This is a genomic window from Actimicrobium sp. GrIS 1.19 (assembly GCF_035984655.1).
Lineage (GTDB): Bacteria > Pseudomonadota > Gammaproteobacteria > Burkholderiales > Burkholderiaceae_D > Actimicrobium.
The window spans coordinates 76,228-91,781 of sequence record NZ_JAXCHT010000019.1 but is presented as its reverse complement, the minus strand read 5'-3'; the positions used below and the strand labels follow the sequence as shown (position 1 = coordinate 91,781).

General features: G+C 59.3%; 19 protein-coding genes and 1 pseudogene. 8 read left to right on the top strand and 12 right to left on the bottom strand.

Annotated elements, in window-relative coordinates:
* Positions 1-228: 228 nt before the first annotated feature.
* From RCH09_RS14045 to rpsF, 9 genes and pseudogenes are all read right to left on the bottom strand, one after another.
* A pseudogene (locus RCH09_RS14045) lies at positions 229-351 on the bottom strand (DUF47 domain-containing protein); the annotation flags it as partial.
* Positions 352-452: 101 nt separating this feature from the next.
* Positions 453-881, bottom strand: coding sequence for a hypothetical protein (locus RCH09_RS14040; RefSeq protein WP_326941740.1), 429 nt, complete (start codon positions 879-881; stop codon positions 453-455).
* A 63-nt stretch (positions 882-944) separates the two neighbouring features.
* A complete protein-coding gene (locus RCH09_RS14035) occupies positions 945-1,346 on the bottom strand; it encodes a hypothetical protein (protein ID WP_326941739.1) in 402 nt (133 codons plus the stop codon).
* Between the two features lie 249 nt (positions 1,347-1,595).
* The gene (locus RCH09_RS14030) at positions 1,596-2,231 is read right to left on the bottom strand and encodes a DUF47 domain-containing protein (protein ID WP_326941738.1); all 636 of its coding nucleotides are present in this window, start codon (positions 2,229-2,231) and stop codon (positions 1,596-1,598) included.
* Positions 2,232-2,255: 24 nt separating this feature from the next.
* Positions 2,256-3,683 (bottom strand): replicative DNA helicase, encoded by a 1,428-nt coding sequence (locus RCH09_RS14025; protein WP_326941737.1) that lies wholly within the window; start codon positions 3,681-3,683, stop codon positions 2,256-2,258.
* Between the two features lie 156 nt (positions 3,684-3,839).
* Positions 3,840-4,292, bottom strand: a complete 453-nt coding sequence (gene rplI, locus RCH09_RS14020; protein ID WP_326941736.1) for a 50S ribosomal protein L9 — start codon at positions 4,290-4,292, stop codon at positions 3,840-3,842.
* 49 nt (positions 4,293-4,341) lie between these two features.
* Entirely contained in the window at positions 4,342-4,632 is a 291-nt protein-coding gene (gene rpsR / locus RCH09_RS14015) for a 30S ribosomal protein S18 (RefSeq protein ID WP_326941735.1), read from the bottom strand.
* A complete protein-coding gene (priB, locus tag RCH09_RS14010) occupies positions 4,619-4,939 on the bottom strand; it encodes a primosomal replication protein N (RefSeq protein WP_326941734.1) in 321 nt (106 codons plus the stop codon). The genes rpsR and priB overlap by 14 nt, the downstream gene beginning before the upstream one ends.
* 15 nt (positions 4,940-4,954) lie before the next feature.
* Positions 4,955-5,323 (bottom strand): 30S ribosomal protein S6, encoded by a 369-nt coding sequence (gene rpsF / locus RCH09_RS14005; protein ID WP_326941733.1) that lies wholly within the window; start codon positions 5,321-5,323, stop codon positions 4,955-4,957.
* Positions 5,324-5,550: 227 nt separating this feature from the next.
* Here rpsF and lexA point away from each other — a divergent pair, with 227 nt between their 5' ends.
* On the top strand, positions 5,551-6,204 hold the full coding sequence (gene lexA / locus RCH09_RS14000) for a transcriptional repressor LexA (RefSeq protein ID WP_326941732.1): 654 nt from the start codon (positions 5,551-5,553) through the stop codon (positions 6,202-6,204).
* 26 nt (positions 6,205-6,230) lie between these two features.
* Here lexA and RCH09_RS13995 read toward each other — a convergent pair whose 3' ends face one another.
* Complete coding sequence (locus RCH09_RS13995; protein ID WP_326941731.1) at positions 6,231-6,986, bottom strand: RNA methyltransferase; 756 nt, start codon at positions 6,984-6,986, stop codon at positions 6,231-6,233.
* A gap of 5 nt (positions 6,987-6,991) precedes the next feature.
* Between RCH09_RS13995 and RCH09_RS13990 the strand changes: the two genes are divergently transcribed.
* Together RCH09_RS13990 and RCH09_RS13985 are read left to right on the top strand one after the other, a co-directional pair.
* Complete coding sequence (locus RCH09_RS13990) at positions 6,992-7,117, top strand: hypothetical protein (RefSeq protein ID WP_326941730.1); 126 nt, start codon at positions 6,992-6,994, stop codon at positions 7,115-7,117.
* Between the two features lie 10 nt (positions 7,118-7,127).
* Positions 7,128-7,925 (top strand): inositol monophosphatase family protein, encoded by a 798-nt coding sequence (locus RCH09_RS13985; RefSeq protein WP_326941728.1) that lies wholly within the window; start codon positions 7,128-7,130, stop codon positions 7,923-7,925.
* Positions 7,926-7,986: 61 nt separating this feature from the next.
* On the opposite strand, the gene RCH09_RS13980 is transcribed toward RCH09_RS13985, so the two are convergent.
* Positions 7,987-8,838, bottom strand: a complete 852-nt coding sequence (locus RCH09_RS13980) for a PA4780 family RIO1-like protein kinase (RefSeq protein ID WP_326941727.1) — start codon at positions 8,836-8,838, stop codon at positions 7,987-7,989.
* Between the two features lie 10 nt (positions 8,839-8,848).
* Positions 8,849-9,451, bottom strand: a complete 603-nt coding sequence (locus RCH09_RS13975) for a DUF2242 domain-containing protein (protein ID WP_326941726.1) — start codon at positions 9,449-9,451, stop codon at positions 8,849-8,851.
* Between the two features lie 362 nt (positions 9,452-9,813).
* Here RCH09_RS13975 and RCH09_RS13970 point away from each other — a divergent pair, with 362 nt between their 5' ends.
* The 5 genes from RCH09_RS13970 to RCH09_RS13950 all read left to right on the top strand — a co-directional run bounded on the left by RCH09_RS13970 (position 9,814) and on the right by RCH09_RS13950 (position 15,522).
* Positions 9,814-11,148, top strand: coding sequence for a DEAD/DEAH box helicase (locus RCH09_RS13970; protein WP_326941725.1), 1,335 nt, complete (start codon positions 9,814-9,816; stop codon positions 11,146-11,148).
* A 224-nt stretch (positions 11,149-11,372) separates the two neighbouring features.
* Positions 11,373-14,375, top strand: coding sequence for a PAS domain S-box protein (locus RCH09_RS13965; RefSeq protein WP_326941724.1), 3,003 nt, complete (start codon positions 11,373-11,375; stop codon positions 14,373-14,375).
* A 28-nt stretch (positions 14,376-14,403) separates the two neighbouring features.
* On the top strand, positions 14,404-14,547 hold the full coding sequence (locus RCH09_RS13960) for a DUF2256 domain-containing protein (protein ID WP_326941744.1): 144 nt from the start codon (positions 14,404-14,406) through the stop codon (positions 14,545-14,547).
* A 7-nt stretch (positions 14,548-14,554) separates the two neighbouring features.
* The gene (locus RCH09_RS13955; RefSeq protein WP_326941723.1) at positions 14,555-14,824 is read left to right on the top strand and encodes a TIGR02450 family Trp-rich protein; all 270 of its coding nucleotides are present in this window, start codon (positions 14,555-14,557) and stop codon (positions 14,822-14,824) included.
* A 2-nt stretch (positions 14,825-14,826) separates the two neighbouring features.
* Positions 14,827-15,522 (top strand): SDR family NAD(P)-dependent oxidoreductase, encoded by a 696-nt coding sequence (locus tag RCH09_RS13950; RefSeq protein ID WP_326941722.1) that lies wholly within the window; start codon positions 14,827-14,829, stop codon positions 15,520-15,522.
* Positions 15,523-15,554 lie beyond the last annotated feature (32 nt).

Genomic DNA, 15,554 nt, shown 5'->3' with positions numbered 1-15,554 from the left:
ATTACGCCGCAAATCTGGTGGCGCCATTACGCCGACAATCTTGTGGCGCCTTAACGCCGATTACGGAATGGCTCCTTAACGGCGAAAATTCACAACGGGCGTACTTGAAAGCAAAGCTGGCGAAGCCCTGCTCGGGAAGGCAGGCAAGGCAGCCACCACCAGAAACTGGGCAACCGTCCTCAAGCTACAGGCATTGGCAAACGAAACCGACGCCTGACCCATTCATCGACAGTGCCCGGCAATCCGTTTGGCTTCGGTGCTGGCGGCCTTGACGTCGTACATTGAAACAGTTTGCACCGCGTCTTCGAGCAAATCTAGGATGCCGTCCATCCGCGTAATCAGCTGATGAATCGCGGGCAGAGACGTGCGATACATCATCTCTTGGCACGCCCCCTGGCTCTTGATGCAAAAGATGCGACGTAAATACAATGCAGGTGACCGTGCCGGGGATTCTACGATTTGAACGCATTAACGATTGGTGCAGCTGTATGTGACTTCAGGAACTTGAGTGAAAGCAGGCCAACAACTATTCCAGTAAGTGCCCCAGCCCATAGATCAGATACGGTGCTGCTCCTTGCGGGAATAATGAGCTGATAGGCCAGCGCGCCATCGATCATGCCTAAGAGTGCGGCGAGCATCGGTCGGGCGAGATTCAGCCGAACCAGCAGGAACAAGCAAGGAAACCCTATTACAAGGCCCACTGCAAATCCGAAGATGGCTGCGAAGACTCCGAGAAAGACTAGAGGAGCGATAATTTCCAGCCAAGGGATTGGTCCCGGTCTTGTGAGCATCTCGGGGACCATCAATAATGGAAACACGATGCCAGCACAAATACCAGCCTTGACGGCTGCGTTCAGACAAATACGAGCGGAAACAGTCACTTGCAACCTATTGAGAGGCGGGCTTGCGCAGAAGTACACACTGCGTCCAGCTCGAGTGGCAAGCTATTTGGCGACATAGAACAATGCGAACGTAAATGTAATGGCGAGGCCGACCCAAAGCAGGCCTAGACCTGATGGAGCACGGCGTTCCAGCCTTGCCAGCAAGTCGGCAGCTTCGTCAGCACCTTCATCTTTGTTTGATCTGGGCAACACCCTGCTGAACAACAACGTCCCCATGGCGAACACGCATGCGCCAAGGCCTTCGACTCCTATCAAGAAGAAGAACCAGACAGGATCGACGGCTCGGAGCACTGTACGTGCGAAATGAGATCGTGCGGATTTCATAATGATGGTGCCACTGCCAATTGCCTCGGCGATCTCAAACATGAAAAACAGAGCCAGGACGCAGGACCAAACGACAAGAATTGCAATTCTGATCCGGCCCGCGATGGATGTCTTTGCCATGACAATCAAACGTGAAAGTGTGAAAGTGGGTCGTCCGAAGCGCCACGAAAACGAGATAGCACGGGGGTGTAAATAATTTTGTGTAATCGGTCATTTGGCAGGAGACTGCCATCCACAAGGAACCCAATGACCAAACGCAAAGCACAGCGTTAGAGTCATTCCGCTCGGCTGCCAAGTCGGCGCTCAGCTCGTGATTCAGCCATACCGACGCCAATGCTTTGGTACTGCAATTGCACGTCCAATGTCAGCTCACGCCGCCCGCGCCTTCTCAACAATAATCCCCTCGATGATCTTGGCCACGTCTTCGCACCGGTCCGTCACCGTCTCCAGCAACTCGTAAATCGCTTTCAACTTGATCAGCGTGCGCACATCCGACTCTTCGCGAAACAGCTTCGACATGGCCGCCCGCATCACGTGGTCGGCGTCGGATTCAAAGCGGTCGATTTCACTGCACAGTGTGAGGATCTGGCGCGCGTTGCCCATGTCGCTCAACAAGCCGACCGCCTTCTGCACGCGTTGCGCACAGCCCAGGCATAGCTCGGCAAGCCGTTTGGCTTCGGTGCTGGCGGCCTTGATGTCGTACATTGAAATGGTTTGCGCTGCGTCTTCGAGCAAATCCAGAATGTCATCCATTCGCGTGATCAGCTGATGAATCGCATCGCGGTTGAGCGGCGTAATGAATGCCCGGTGCAACAGCTCGATGACTTCGTGGGTGACCTTGTCGGCGTCCTTTTCGATGATTTCGATGGCATGCACGCGCAGCTCGAGATCATCAAAATTGGTCATCAATGCGACCATCTGCTCGGCGCCCTTGACGCACAGTGCCGCGTGCTCGTTGAACAACGTAAAGAATTTGCCTTTTGCTGGCATCAGCCGTCCGAACATATCCATCTCTTTCAACAAAAATACTTAGTCGCCGCCATACAACGGTGCATTGCCGGTGTAATTATCAAATTTGGTGTATTGCCCCATGAAGGTCAGTCGGACGCTGCCAATCGGGCCGTTACGCTGTTTGCCGATGATGATTTCGGCAGTGCCCTTGTCGGGCGAATCGGGGTTGTAGACTTCATCGCGATAGATGAACAGGATCACGTCGGCATCCTGCTCGATGGCGCCGGATTCACGCAAGTCGGACATGACCGGACGTTTGTTGGGGCGCTGCTCCAGCGAGCGGTTCAGCTGCGACAGTGCGATCACCGGGCAATTCAGTTCCTTGGCCAGGCCTTTCAGGCTACGCGAGATTTCCGAAATTTCGGTGGCGCGGTTTTCGCCCGATGAATTGGCCGACATCAGTTGCAGGTAATCGATGATGATCAGACCGAGCTTGCCGCACTGGCGCGACAGGCGGCGTGAACGGGCGCGCAACTCAATCGAATTCAGGGCTGGCGTTTCATCGATGTACAACTGCGCATCGTTCATCTTCTGAATCGCATGGGTCAGGCGCGGCCAATCCTCGTCGGCCAGCTTGCCGGTGCGCAGCCGATGCTGGTCGAGCCGGCCGACCGAACCCAGCATCCGCATGGCCAGCTGGGTGCCGCCCATCTCCATCGAAAACACCGCCACCGGCAGCCCGCTTTCAATGGCGACGTTCTCGCCGATATTGATCGAGAACGCGGTCTTGCCCATTGACGGCCGGCCGGCGACGATGATCAGGTCGCCGGGCTGCAGGCCGGAGGTCATCTTGTCGAGGTCGGCGAAGCCGGTCGGCACGCCGGTGATGTCGTTCTGGTTGTCGCGGTTGTACAGCTCGTCGATGCGCTCGACGACCTGCGTGAGCAGTGGCTGGATTTCCTGAAAGCCCTGTGCGCCGCGCGCGCCCTCTTCCGCAATCGCGAAGATCTTCGACTCGGCTTCGTCCAGCATCTGCTTGACTTCCTTGCCCTGCGGATTGAAGGCCTGGCCGGAGATTTCATCGGACACGGTAATCAGTTTGCGCAACACGCCGCGGTCACGCACGATTTCGGCATAGCGCCGGATATTGGCGGCCGATGGCGTGTTCTGCGCCAGCGCATTCAGATACGACAGGCCACCGACTTCTTCGGCCTTGCCGGTGCTGGTCAGCGATTCGAACACGGTAATGACGTCGGCCGGACGCGAGACGTTGATCAGCTTGACGATGTGCTGGAAGATGACCCGATGATCGTAGCGGTAAAAATCATCCTGGTGGACGAAGTCGGCAATGCGATCCCATGCGGCATTGTCGAGCAACAGACCGCCGAGCACCGACTGCTCGGCCTCGATCGAGTGCGGCGGCACGCGCAGTGCATCGAGCTGCGCATCTGGTCGCGAATCAGGGCGGGAATCGAAGCGGGAGTCGGGGCGGTCACGATTATTCATTGGCCGAATTATACCCTTGAGACGTGTTGCATCCTGGATGCATTCGGGAATATTCGCCCATGATCGCGACCTCCTCCGGGCGAAACCGAGCCAATGCGACAGGCGTAAAAAAAGCCGGACGAATCCGGCTTTCGATTACAACGCGACGCTGTCAACTCAAGCGTGCTCGCCCAACACTGCGACGGTGACTTCAACCACGACGTCGGTGTGCAACGCCACGGCGATCGCGTGATCACCAGTGGTTTTCAGCGGGCCTTGCGGCATGCGGATCTGTGCTTTTTCGACGGCGAAACCCTGCTTGGTCAGCGCTTCCGAAATGTCGGCATTGGTGACGGAGCCGAACAAACGGCCATCGACGCCCGACTTCTGCGAGATCTGCACGGTCATGCCGGTGAGCTTTTCGCCCTGGGCTTGTGCTGCGACCAGCTTGGCTTCAGCAGCTTTTTCCAGCTCGGCGCGTTTGACTTCGAATTCCGCGACAGCGCTGGTGGTGGCACGACGTGCCATGCGCTGCGGGATCAGGAAGTTACGTGCGTAACCGTCCTTGACTTTGACGACTTCGCCAAGATTGCCGAGATTAATGACTTTTTCCAACAAAATGATTTGCATGTTTTTCTCCGAATTGGGTAATTGACTGGATTAATTAAATCGCGGTCAATTACGCGTGGTGCAGGTCGGTGTACGGCAGCAGCGCGAGGAAACGTGCGCGCTTGATTGCCGTGTCGACTTGACGTTGATAGTGAGCGCGGGTACCGGTCAGGCGTGCTGGCATGATCTTGCCGTTTTCCTGAACGAAATCCTTCAGTGTATCCACGTCTTTGTAATCGACCTGTTCCACGTTTGCTGCGGTGAAGCGGCAGAATTTTTTACGCTTGAACAATGGGTTCTGTTGTTTGCGTTTTTCTTTAAGCTTGAGCTTGTTCTTGTCGAATTTTTTACCGAATGCCATTTGAGGCTCCTGTATCTAAAGGTGGTTCGAAATCAATGATGTGAAATACGAGACTTCTGCTATTGCGGTTCTTGCGAGCCAGAAAACCGGTGAACTGAAACGTTGCGCCCAATTGGGCCTGATTGAACCGACCTGAAATTTCGCCTGCTGCTATTGCAAAAACTTCAAACTCGACCAACCTTTCAACGCCTGCTTCAGTCTGTTGTGATGTGTGCAGCAATGTCGCTGACACGATCGGGATGCCTGCCGGTGTATAGCGCAAGATTTCTCGCTCGGCGATGCTGGCAACACACTGAAACTGGTTCACTGCTCCGGCCTGCAATTACGCAGCAGGCGCCTCGGAACGATGGCTCTTGGCCGCATCTTCCTTCTGCACTGCCTTCATCATTGGCGAAGGTGTGGTTTCAGCCTTCTTCAGTTTGACGGTCAGGTGACGCAGAACCGCATCATTGAATTTGAAGCCGGTCTCGATTTCAACCAGGGTCTCGTTGTCGCATTCGATGTTCATGCAAACATAGTGTGCTTTGGCGAGTTTCTGGATCAGGTAAGCCATCTGGCGACGACCCCAATCTTCGACACGGTGAATCTTGCCACCGCGGGCGGTGACAACGCCTTTGTAGCGTTCGATCATGGCGGGCACTTGCTCGCTCTGATCCGGATGGACGATAAAAACGATTTCATAATGACGCATACAGACTCCTTCTGGACGTATTGAAAAATTGCCCACCCCGGCGTCAAGACGAGTGTGGGAAGAGGACAGCCCGAGACTATAACCGCGAATGGCGGAAAACTCAACGAATATGGCCGCCTGCGCGCCGATCAGCCGGTAACGCCCCGCCGCTTCGTCGTTAATTCGCTTGCTTTTGCCTGCACACTGTATAAAACTACAGCCTGTCTATTTAACCAGCAGGTTCCGCCATGATCAAACTGACTGCGCGCCAGGAACAGATTCTCAACCTGATCAAGGACGCCATCGAGAACACCGGTTTTCCGCCCACCCGTGCCGAGATCGCCAATGAACTGGGTTTTCGATCAGCCAATGCGGCGGAAGAACATCTGCAGGCGCTGGCCCGCAAGGGCGCGATTGAAATCTCACCCGGCACCTCGCGCGGCATCCGCCTGCTGGAAATGGGCATCGAGCGCACCGGCGGCCGGCAGATGACGCTGCCGCACGTGGCGCTGATGCAATTGCGCCTGCCGCTGATCGGGAGGGTTGCCGCCGGATCGCCGGTCCTGGCGCTGGAGCACGTCGAAGCCAACTACAACGTCGATCCCGCGCTGTTTTCCGCCAGGCCGGATTATCTGCTGAAGGTGCGCGGGATGTCGATGCGCGATGCCGGCATTCTCGATGGCGATCTGATCGCGGTCAAAAAGAGCGACGTGGCGCGCAACGGCCAGATCGTGGTGGCCAGGCTTGGTGACGATGTCACGGTCAAGCGCTACCGGAAAACCGACGCATTCATTGAACTGATGCCGGAAAATACCGACTTCAAAACCATTCGGATTGACCCGGACCGCGAGGATTTCGCGCTGGAAGGGTTGGCGGTCGGCTTGCTGCGCGCCTGGGGCTAGCACGCCGCCTCCTGACCATTCGCTTCTTACTTGCGCGTGGCGAGGATCTGCTTGGCGATGCCGCGCAGGATATTGACCTCCTCGGTTTCCAGCCCGGTGCGGGCGAACAGCCGTTTCAAGCGCGGCATCAACTTCTTCGGATTGTCCGGATTCAGAAAATCAATCGCAACCAGCGCCTGCTCCAGATGCTGGTACATGCCCTCGATGTCGGCCAGGCCGGCAGCATCTCCCTGAAAACCAATGACGGAGGCGATCTTCGTCTCGCCGAGCGCGGCCATCCTGCATTCATAGGCCAGCACCTGCACCGCCTGGGACAAATTCAGTGACGAATACCCCGGGTTGGCCGGGATGTTGATCAGCACATTGCATTTTTCAACAATCTCGTTGGGCAAGCCAAAACGTTCGTTGCCCAGCACCAGCGCCGCCTGCAGCCCGGTGTTGGCCGCCAGTTCAGTGGCCAGCGCCCGCGGCATCACCACCGGCGGCGAAAATTCGCGCAATCGTGCGCTTACCGCAGCGGCGTAATTGCAGTCGGCCAGCGCCTCTTCGATCGAACCCACGATGCGCGCGCCGGCCAGCACATCCTGCGCACCACTGGCAAACGCCACCGCCTCATCCTGCGATACGGCGTCGGCGAAGCGCGGATTGACCAATACCAGATCGGAAAATCCCATGGTTTTCATGGCCCGCGCGGCGGCGCCGATATTGCCCGGGCGGCTGGTCTCGACCAGTACGAAACGGAGGCGATTGAAAACAGACGTGTCGATTTGGGCAGGGTTCATTTAAAATGGCGCCATTGCGCGGCACGTTGGAGAAAAAATCGGTGTTCGATTTTGAAGACGACGATGCCGCATCGCTCATTAAATCAATTCAGGCTGCGGCATCGACGTTGTGGATGTCGCCGCCATTTTAACGGAACCGCCATGCATCCCATGCTCAATACGGCGATCAAGGCCGCGCGTCGCGCCGCCGCGATCATCAACCGCGCCTCGTTCGACCTCGACCGCGTCAAATACGTCGAAAAAATGCCCAACGATTTCGTCACCGAAGTCGACCAGGCCGCCGAACAGGCAATCATCGAGATCCTGATTGGCGCGTATCCGGGCCATGCGGTGCTGGCGGAAGAGTCCGGCGCCTCGACCAATCTGCACGACGACAATGAAAACGTCTGGATCATCGATCCGCTCGACGGCACCACCAATTTCATCCACGGCTTTCCCCAATACTGCGTCTCGATCGCGCTGCAGCATCGCGGCCAGATTACCCAGGCGGTGATTTACGACCCGACCCGCAACGATCTGTTCACCGCCTCGAAAGGCGATGGCGCGTACCTCAACGACAAGCGGCTGCGCGTCGGCAAGCGTGACCGCCTGCAGGATGCGCTGCTCGGCACCGGTTTCCCGTATCGCAATATGCAGGGACTGGAAGAGTACATCGACATGTTTCGCATCATGACCCAGAAGTGCGCCGGCTTGCGGCGCCCTGGCGCGGCCGCGCTGGATCTTGCGTACGTGGCGGCGGGCCGCCTCGACGGGTACTTCGAAAAAGGCCTGAAGCCATGGGACATGGCGGCCGGATCGCTGATGGTCACCGAAGCCGGCGGCATCTGCGGCACCTTCGATGGCGAATCCGACTACCTGTACAAGGATGAAGTCATCGCCGGCTCGCCGAAGATCTTTGCGCAGATGGTTGCCCAGCTCGGCCCGTTCGCAAAGAAGTGACGTAACGTGACCAGTGCGGTTGCAGCTTGCCCATGGCATGGCTGCAGCCGCACCGTCTGGCTCACTGCGACATTTCCATCTTGATGCGCACGCGGTCTTCCTCCTCCTGCCGCGCCAGCTCCAGCTCGCGCATGACCGCGCCGACGTCGGCCGGACCTTCGGCCAGTGCAAACTTCCCGGTCAGCGCCGTCTCCGGCGTGAGCAAGCCATCCTTGTAAAGACTCCAGATTTCCTTCCCATACTGCGTGCCGACCAGCTCGGGCGCTACCACGCCGAAAAAATTCGTCAGGTTGTCGACATCGCGTTCCAGCATGCTTGAGGCCACGCTGCTGGCGGCTGCATCCAGCGCCTGCGGCAAGTCGATGATCACCGGGCCGTCCGCATCGACCAGGATGTTGTACTCGGACAGGTCGCCATGGATCACGCCGGCACACAGCATCTTCACCACTTGCCCGATCAGCATCGCGTGAAACGCCAGCGCACGCGCATGGTCGAGCTCGACATCGTTGAGGCGCGGCGCCGCGTTGCCGTCGGCATCGGTAATGAGCTCCATCAGCAGTACGCCTTCAAAACACACGTACGGCGTCGGCACCCGCACACCGGCGGCAGCCAGTCGATACAGCGCGTCGACCTCGGCGTTTTGCCAGACTTCCTCGGCCATCTTGCGGCCATAGCGCGTGCCCTTCTCCATCGCCCGCGCCTGCCGGCTGTTCTTGACGCGCCGACCTTCCTGGTAGGCCACCGCCTGATGAAAACTGCGCTCGGTAGCGTCCTTGTAGACCTTGGCGCAGCGCACGTCGTCGCCGCAGCGCACCACATACACGGTGGCTTCCTTGCCGCTCATGAGCTGACGCATGACCTCATCGATCAAACCTTCTTCAACCAATGGCTGGATTCTTTTTGGTGTTTTCATTGATGCATTCTCACAAGTCAGGCTTGGCGTCGGACTTGATGGTGGCAGGGTCGAGCGGTTCACGGGTCTTGTCGTCGGCACGGCCATTTTCCGGATCGCCCAGGTAGCCCTCGACCCGCTCGAAGAACTGGTCATAGAACTTCCTTGCAGCGATCGTCTCGCTGCCGACCTTGACCAGGGCATCGTCAGTCGAGCCAAACGGCAGCGACAGCGAACCCAAGACGCTGACGCCGACACTGGCGGTGGTGGTGCTCTTCTTCAGCGTGTAGGTGTCGCGCACGGCATTGGCGAAGACGGTGGTCGCATTGCTGCCGTTGCTGTCGGCGGCGCAGACGACATCGAAGTCGACCTGCAAGTGGGTGTCGGGGTCAGGCTGAAAATTCTTCTTGCCCTTGACGTGCGACGTCGCCGCCTCGCGAACCAGATAACCCTGTCCCAGCAAGGCCCGGCGCGCCGCTTCGCAGACCACCGACTCCGTGCCGGCAAAGCTGTGTGCGAAGGTATTGGCCACGCCAAATTCATCGCTGTGACGCAGCACCGGTTTCGGCGTTGCACAGGCGGACAGTGCAAGGATGGTCATGCCATGCAAAACAATTCGGGGAAGTTTACGCATTGATTGTTCGATTCCGTATGGGGTGGGATTGACTCCGACTGCGCGCGATCGTGGCGCAATTTCATGACGCGGCGTGGGTCCCGTCCCGAAGCATACCGGGTTCTTCCTGCCGGGACGATGTTTTAGCAACGCTGACACGTCGCATCGAGTAGCGTGGCCGCGCCTTGCCGGCCAGGTTTTCACAGGCGCGCACGCCGTTCCGGCCGGATAAGCTGTTGCCGGTCTCCAACCCCTGCTATACTACGGCGGCGCGGCACATTGTCCAGTCATCCTGCCGCGGTCTCACTTCTCCGCATCCTAATCCGTTTGCCTGCGACTGGCGCCCCAAGTGGCGACAGGCCGAACTTCTATAAAGTTTCACTATGTCTTTTGCTCAACTCGGCCTGTCAGCCGATATCGTGCGTGCCGTTACCGAACACGGCTATACCGTCCCTACCCCGATTCAGGCGCAGGCCATTCCGGCCGTGCTGCTGGGCGGCGATTTGCTGGCCGGCGCGCAAACCGGCACCGGCAAAACCGCCGGCTTCACGTTGCCAATCCTGCATCGCCTGTCGAGCGGTGCAGCGGCGCCCACCAGCAGCACCAGCGCGCGTCCGATCCGGGCGCTGATCCTGACGCCGACGCGCGAACTCGCCGCGCAGGTGGAGGAAAGCGTGCGCACCTACGGCAAGTATTTGAAACTGACGTCGGCGGTGATTTTCGGCGGTGTCGGCATCAATCCGCAAATCAAGCTGTTGAAGCATGGCGTTGACATTCTGGTCGCCACGCCAGGCCGTCTGCTCGATCACATGCAGCAAGGCACCGTCAACCTGTCGCAAGTCGAGATCCTGATTCTGGACGAAGCCGACCGCATGCTCGACATGGGCTTCATCAAGGACATCAAGAAGATCCTGGCGGTGCTGCCGAAGAAGCGCCAGAACCTGCTGTTCTCGGCCACCTTCTCGGAAGAGATCAAGACGCTGGCCGATGGCCTGCTGAATGCGCCGGCCATGATCGAAGTGGCACGACGCAATTCGACGGTCGAAATCATCGCGCAGAAAATCCATCCGGTTGACCGCGACAAGAAACATCCGCTGCTGGCACATCTGATCAAGACCCGCGAATGGTCGCAGGTACTGGTATTTACCCGCACCAAGCATGGCGCCAACAAGCTGGTCGAGCAACTCGAGAAGGACGGCATCAGCGGCATGGCAATCCACGGCAACAAGAGTCAATCGGCGCGCACCAAGGCGCTGGCTGAATTCAAGGATGGCAAGTTGCAGGTGCTGGTTGCGACCGACATCGCCGCGCGCGGCATCGACATCGATCAACTGCCGCATGTGGTGAATTACGATCTGCCCAACATCCCTGAAGACTATGTCCACCGGATCGGTCGTACCGGCCGTGCCGGCGCCACCGGCGAAGCCGTCTCGCTGGTCTGTGTCGATGAACACGAAATGCTGCGCGATATCGAAAAACTGATCAAGCGTGAACTGCCGAAGGAAGTCATCGCCGGTTTCGAACCCGATCCAACCGCGCGCGCCCAGCCGATTCAGCTGCGCAGTGGCGGCGGCGGTGGCCGTGGTCAGCCGCAAGGCCGCACCACCGTCGTCAAGAACCGGGTCTCGCCACCGGCCAAGCCGAGTGGCGGTCCGTCGAAGAGCTTTGGCGCCGTCAAATCGTCAGCACCACGTCGTTCCGGCGGCCGCGGACGCTGATCCGGTTGCGCCGCCGCAGCGAATGCGGCGGCGCATGTTTTATCGGCGGATCAGGATTCTTTTTCGCTACAATGCCCGGACGGTGCAGATCCGCGCCGGCATAGATCAATGTGGCCGAGATACGCCTTATTCATGCGACAAGCTGAGCCTGTTTTCCATTCCTGCAGCGTGCGCCTTGCGTTAAACGGCCGGATCGTTCGCGCGATGCGGTCGCGAGGTACGCCTTGAAGTTCGGCCCCGGATTCATCACGCGGTCGCTGGCACGCCTGCAACTTCTGATTCTGTTGCCGGCGCTCGCCGTGCTTCTGCTGGCGCTGGTCTGGACCGTTATCTACGTCCGCCTGGTCGACGAACGGGCCGCCGCCATCGACGACGCCACCAGCATGGCCGAGTCGCTCAGCCGCGATTATGCCGACCGCACCGCGCGGGTAATGCGGCAGGTCGATCAGGTCACCCGTTTTTTGAAATTCGCAGTCGAGCAGCAAGGCACACAGTTTCGTTTCGATGAGTTCGTGCGCAACAGGGGCATGCTGCCGGCCGACCTGCTGGCCCATGTCAGCCTCTTCAACAGTCGCGGCGACGGCGTTGCCAGCAATCGCGCCGGCGCCATGAGCAACGTCGCCGATCGCGATTATTTTGCCGCGCATGTTGATGTCGACACCGGCGAGTTCCATATCAGCAGCCCAGTGATGGAGCCAGGTGCAAGCGAGTGGTCCATCATCGTCAGCCGCCGCCTGAACCATCCGGACGGCAGTTTTGCCGGCGTGGTCGCGTGCGCGCTGCAACAGGATTTCCTGACCAACTTTTCACCGATCGCGCTGTATCCGGGTGGTTTCGTCGGCCTGCTCGGCGCCGATGGCCGGTTCCGCGCCAGTCGCATCGGCGCGCGCCTGTTCTCGGGCGACGACAAGCATTTCTCGGGCTGGATCAAACCGGTCGCGGCGAACCGCTCGGTCGCCTTCATCCGCGACAACCCGTTTGACCACATCAGCCGGATCTTCAGCTATCAGCAGCTGGACGAATTTCCGTTGATGGCGGTGGTCGGCATCGAAGAGCAGCGCGCGCTGCAATCCTTCTACCGCCACCGCATCGTGTATCTCTGGACTGGGGCGGCCGGCTCACTGGGCATCCTCGCCTTCATCGGATTATTGCTGGTGCAGGGTACGCGGCTGCGCAAGAGCGAACTGGCAACAGTCCGCGCCCAGGCGGTATTCCGGGCCGCGGCCGAAGGCAGTCCCGACGCACTCACCATTTTGCGCGCAGTGCGTGGCACGAATGGGCAAATCAATGACTTCATCATCACCGAGATCAATGAGCGCGGCGCCCGTCTGATTGGGCGCACCAAAGACGACATTCTTGGCCTGACGCTGGCGGTGACGGTGCCCAGCGCGCACCTCGATGGCCGCTTCGCTAAATATCTGCAGGTAATGGCAAGCGGCAAGCCGATGGAGCTGGAATTCGCGGCCGACACGCCGATCGGGCCGCTCTGGCTGCGCCATCAGGTAGTGCCGATCGAGAATGGCCTTGCCATCACCACGCGCGACATCACCGCACGCAAGCTGGCCGAACAGGAAACGCGCAACAGCCGCGCCTTCCTGCAATCGTTGATCGACAATCTGCCGCTGGCGGTCTATGCCCGTGACATGCGCGGCAAGGATGGCAAGATGATCGTCTGGAATCAGACGGCGGAACTGGTCACCGGCATCGCCGCATCCGCGGTGCTCAATCAACCGGGCGCCAGCGCCCTGCCCGGTTGGATCAACGACACCCTCAATGAACTCGAAACGCGCATGAAAGACGATCCGATGGTGATCGATGTGCCGCAGGTACCGTTTCGCAGCATCGATGGGCGTGACCATTTTCTGCGGGTCATTTCGGTGCCGCTGCTTTCCGAGGACGGCAAGCTGGACTACATTTTGGGTATCGCCGAAGACATCACGATCAATCGCCAGCAGGAGCTGGCACTGCGCAGCAAACAGGCCGAGCTGGTCGCCGCCAACGATGCGTCGCCGCTAGGACTGTTCCGCACGGATCCGAAAGGCAACTGCACCTACGTCAACCGCACCTATGAGGAGATGGCCGGGATATCGAGCACCCAGGCGCTCGGCGACGGCTGGGTCAAGGCGATTCATCCGGAAGACCGCCTGAAGGTGATCAAGGCATGGAACCGCATCCCCGGCGTCCATACTTCCTTCCTTGGCACCTATCGCTTTCGCCACCTGAACGGACGGCTGGTGTGGGTCTCGATGAAGACCGCGCCGATCGTGGTTGATGGCGAAGTGGAAGGCTACGTCGGCAGCGTCGACGACATTACGGCCCGGCGCGAAGCCGAGCAGGCGCTATCAAAAAGTGAACAGCGCTTGCGCACGATTACCGATACGCTGCCGGCACTGGTGGCGTTTGTCGATGCCGAGCAACGCTATCGCTTCAACAATCTGGCCTACGAACGCGCCTTTGGCATCAACCGCGACGACATCAAGTACCAGACCATCCGCCAGTTTGTCGGCGAAGAGCAATACGCCTACATCGAACCGTATCTGCAGCGCGCGCTGAACGGCGAAACGGTAACCTTCGAACACGAGGAAGGCGCTAACGGCGCACAGCGGTGGGCCGAAGCAACTTACATTCCCCAGCTCGCCCTCGAAGGCAAGGAAGTGGTTGGCATTCACATGATGATTCACGACATCACCGCCAAGAAACGCGAAGAACAGCGCCTGCTGCAACTGGTGCAGATCGACAGTCTGACCGGCCTGGTCAATCGCACCGGCTTCGAAAACAGGCTGGCGCTGGCCATGACGCATTCGCGCTCGGACCAGAATCTGATGGCATTGATGTATCTCGACATTGATCACTTCAAGAACGTCAACGACAGTCACGGACATCCGGTCGGCGATGCGCTGTTGAAGGGTTTCGCCGGGCGACTCTCGCGCGCGGTGCGTTCCACCGACATCATCGCCCGCCTCGGCGGCGACGAATTCACCGTTATCATGGAGCACATCAGCAAACGCGAGGACGCTGAAAAGATTGCCGCCAAAATCATTACCGCGATGCGACCGTTGTTCATGCTCGAGGGCCGGCCGCTTTCGATTACCGCCAGCATCGGCGTGGCGTACTTCAACGGCACCTCGGCCGACGCCAAGAGCCTGATCCGGCAGGCCGATGAGATGCTCTATCAGGCCAAGGCACGCGGCCGTGATCAGTATTGCCTGTGGCCACCGACAACATGATGCGCCGCGCGCGGCACCGGAGTACCAAATGAAAATGCGCAAGAAGTCGGACCTGCCAAGCAAAATCTGCGTGCAATGCGGCCTGCCGTTCACATGGCGCAAGAAATGGGAAAAAACGTGGAACGACGTCAAGTACTGCTCCGAGCGCTGCCGCCGCAGCACGCCAAATTGAGCACTTAATGAATGGGGCGCCGCCGGACCTCTCGCGCCCTCTGGAAGGGATCACCGTGCGACAGTTGCAACCCAAAAAATTACTGCATTCAAAATGGACGGCAGTGCACGTTGTCGCCAGGGAAAAGCACTTCCTCGTCACCCGCGTGATGCAGCCGGAGCAGCCCGACGCGCCCATTGAATGGATCGACATCGAGGCGGTGCACAGTCAGGCGGTGCGACGCATCGCGTGGCAAGAGCTGACCGACGCGGCACGCTGGCATCAGGGCTGGGTATGAGCATGGGATCGCTGGGCAGTGCATTTCGCGCCCTGGTCATCGGTGCCAGCGGCGGCATCGGCAGCGCCTTCGTCACCGCGCTGGAGGCCGATCCGGCTTGCAGCGCGGTGCTCGCACTGCATCGGCACAGCCATCCGCCGATCGACTTTGCGGACGAGGCCAGCATTGCCGCGGCCGCCGCGTCAGCCGCCAGCCACGGACCGTTTCAGCTGATCATCAACGCTGCCGGCCTGCTGCATTCGAGCCACTTCATGCCGGAAAAGCGTCTCGCCGATCTGCACTACGAACAGATGCTCGAGACCTTTCGCGCCAATACCTTCGGCCCGGCCATGGTGCTGCGCCATTTCACCCCATTGCTGGCGCGCGAGCGCAGCATCATGGTGATGCTGTCGGCCAAGGTCGGCAGCATTGAAGACAACCGGCTCGGTGGCTGGTACAGCTATCGCGCTTCCAAGGCGGCGCTCAACATGCTGGTGAAGACGGCGTCGATCGAAGTCAGGCGCAGCAGAGCGCTGGCGGTGCTGGTCGCGCTGCATCCGGGCACGGTCGACACGTCGCTGTCAGGCCCATTCGATGGCGCGCGCATCGGCCGCCCGGCACGGCAGGCGGCCGGCGAAATGCTGCATGTGATCGACCGGCTCGGCGCGGCGCAGTCCGGCGGTTTTTTTGCCTACGACGGCGCGCAACTTGCATGGTGATGCGGCGCCCGCCGGCTGTTAAGATGTGCGGC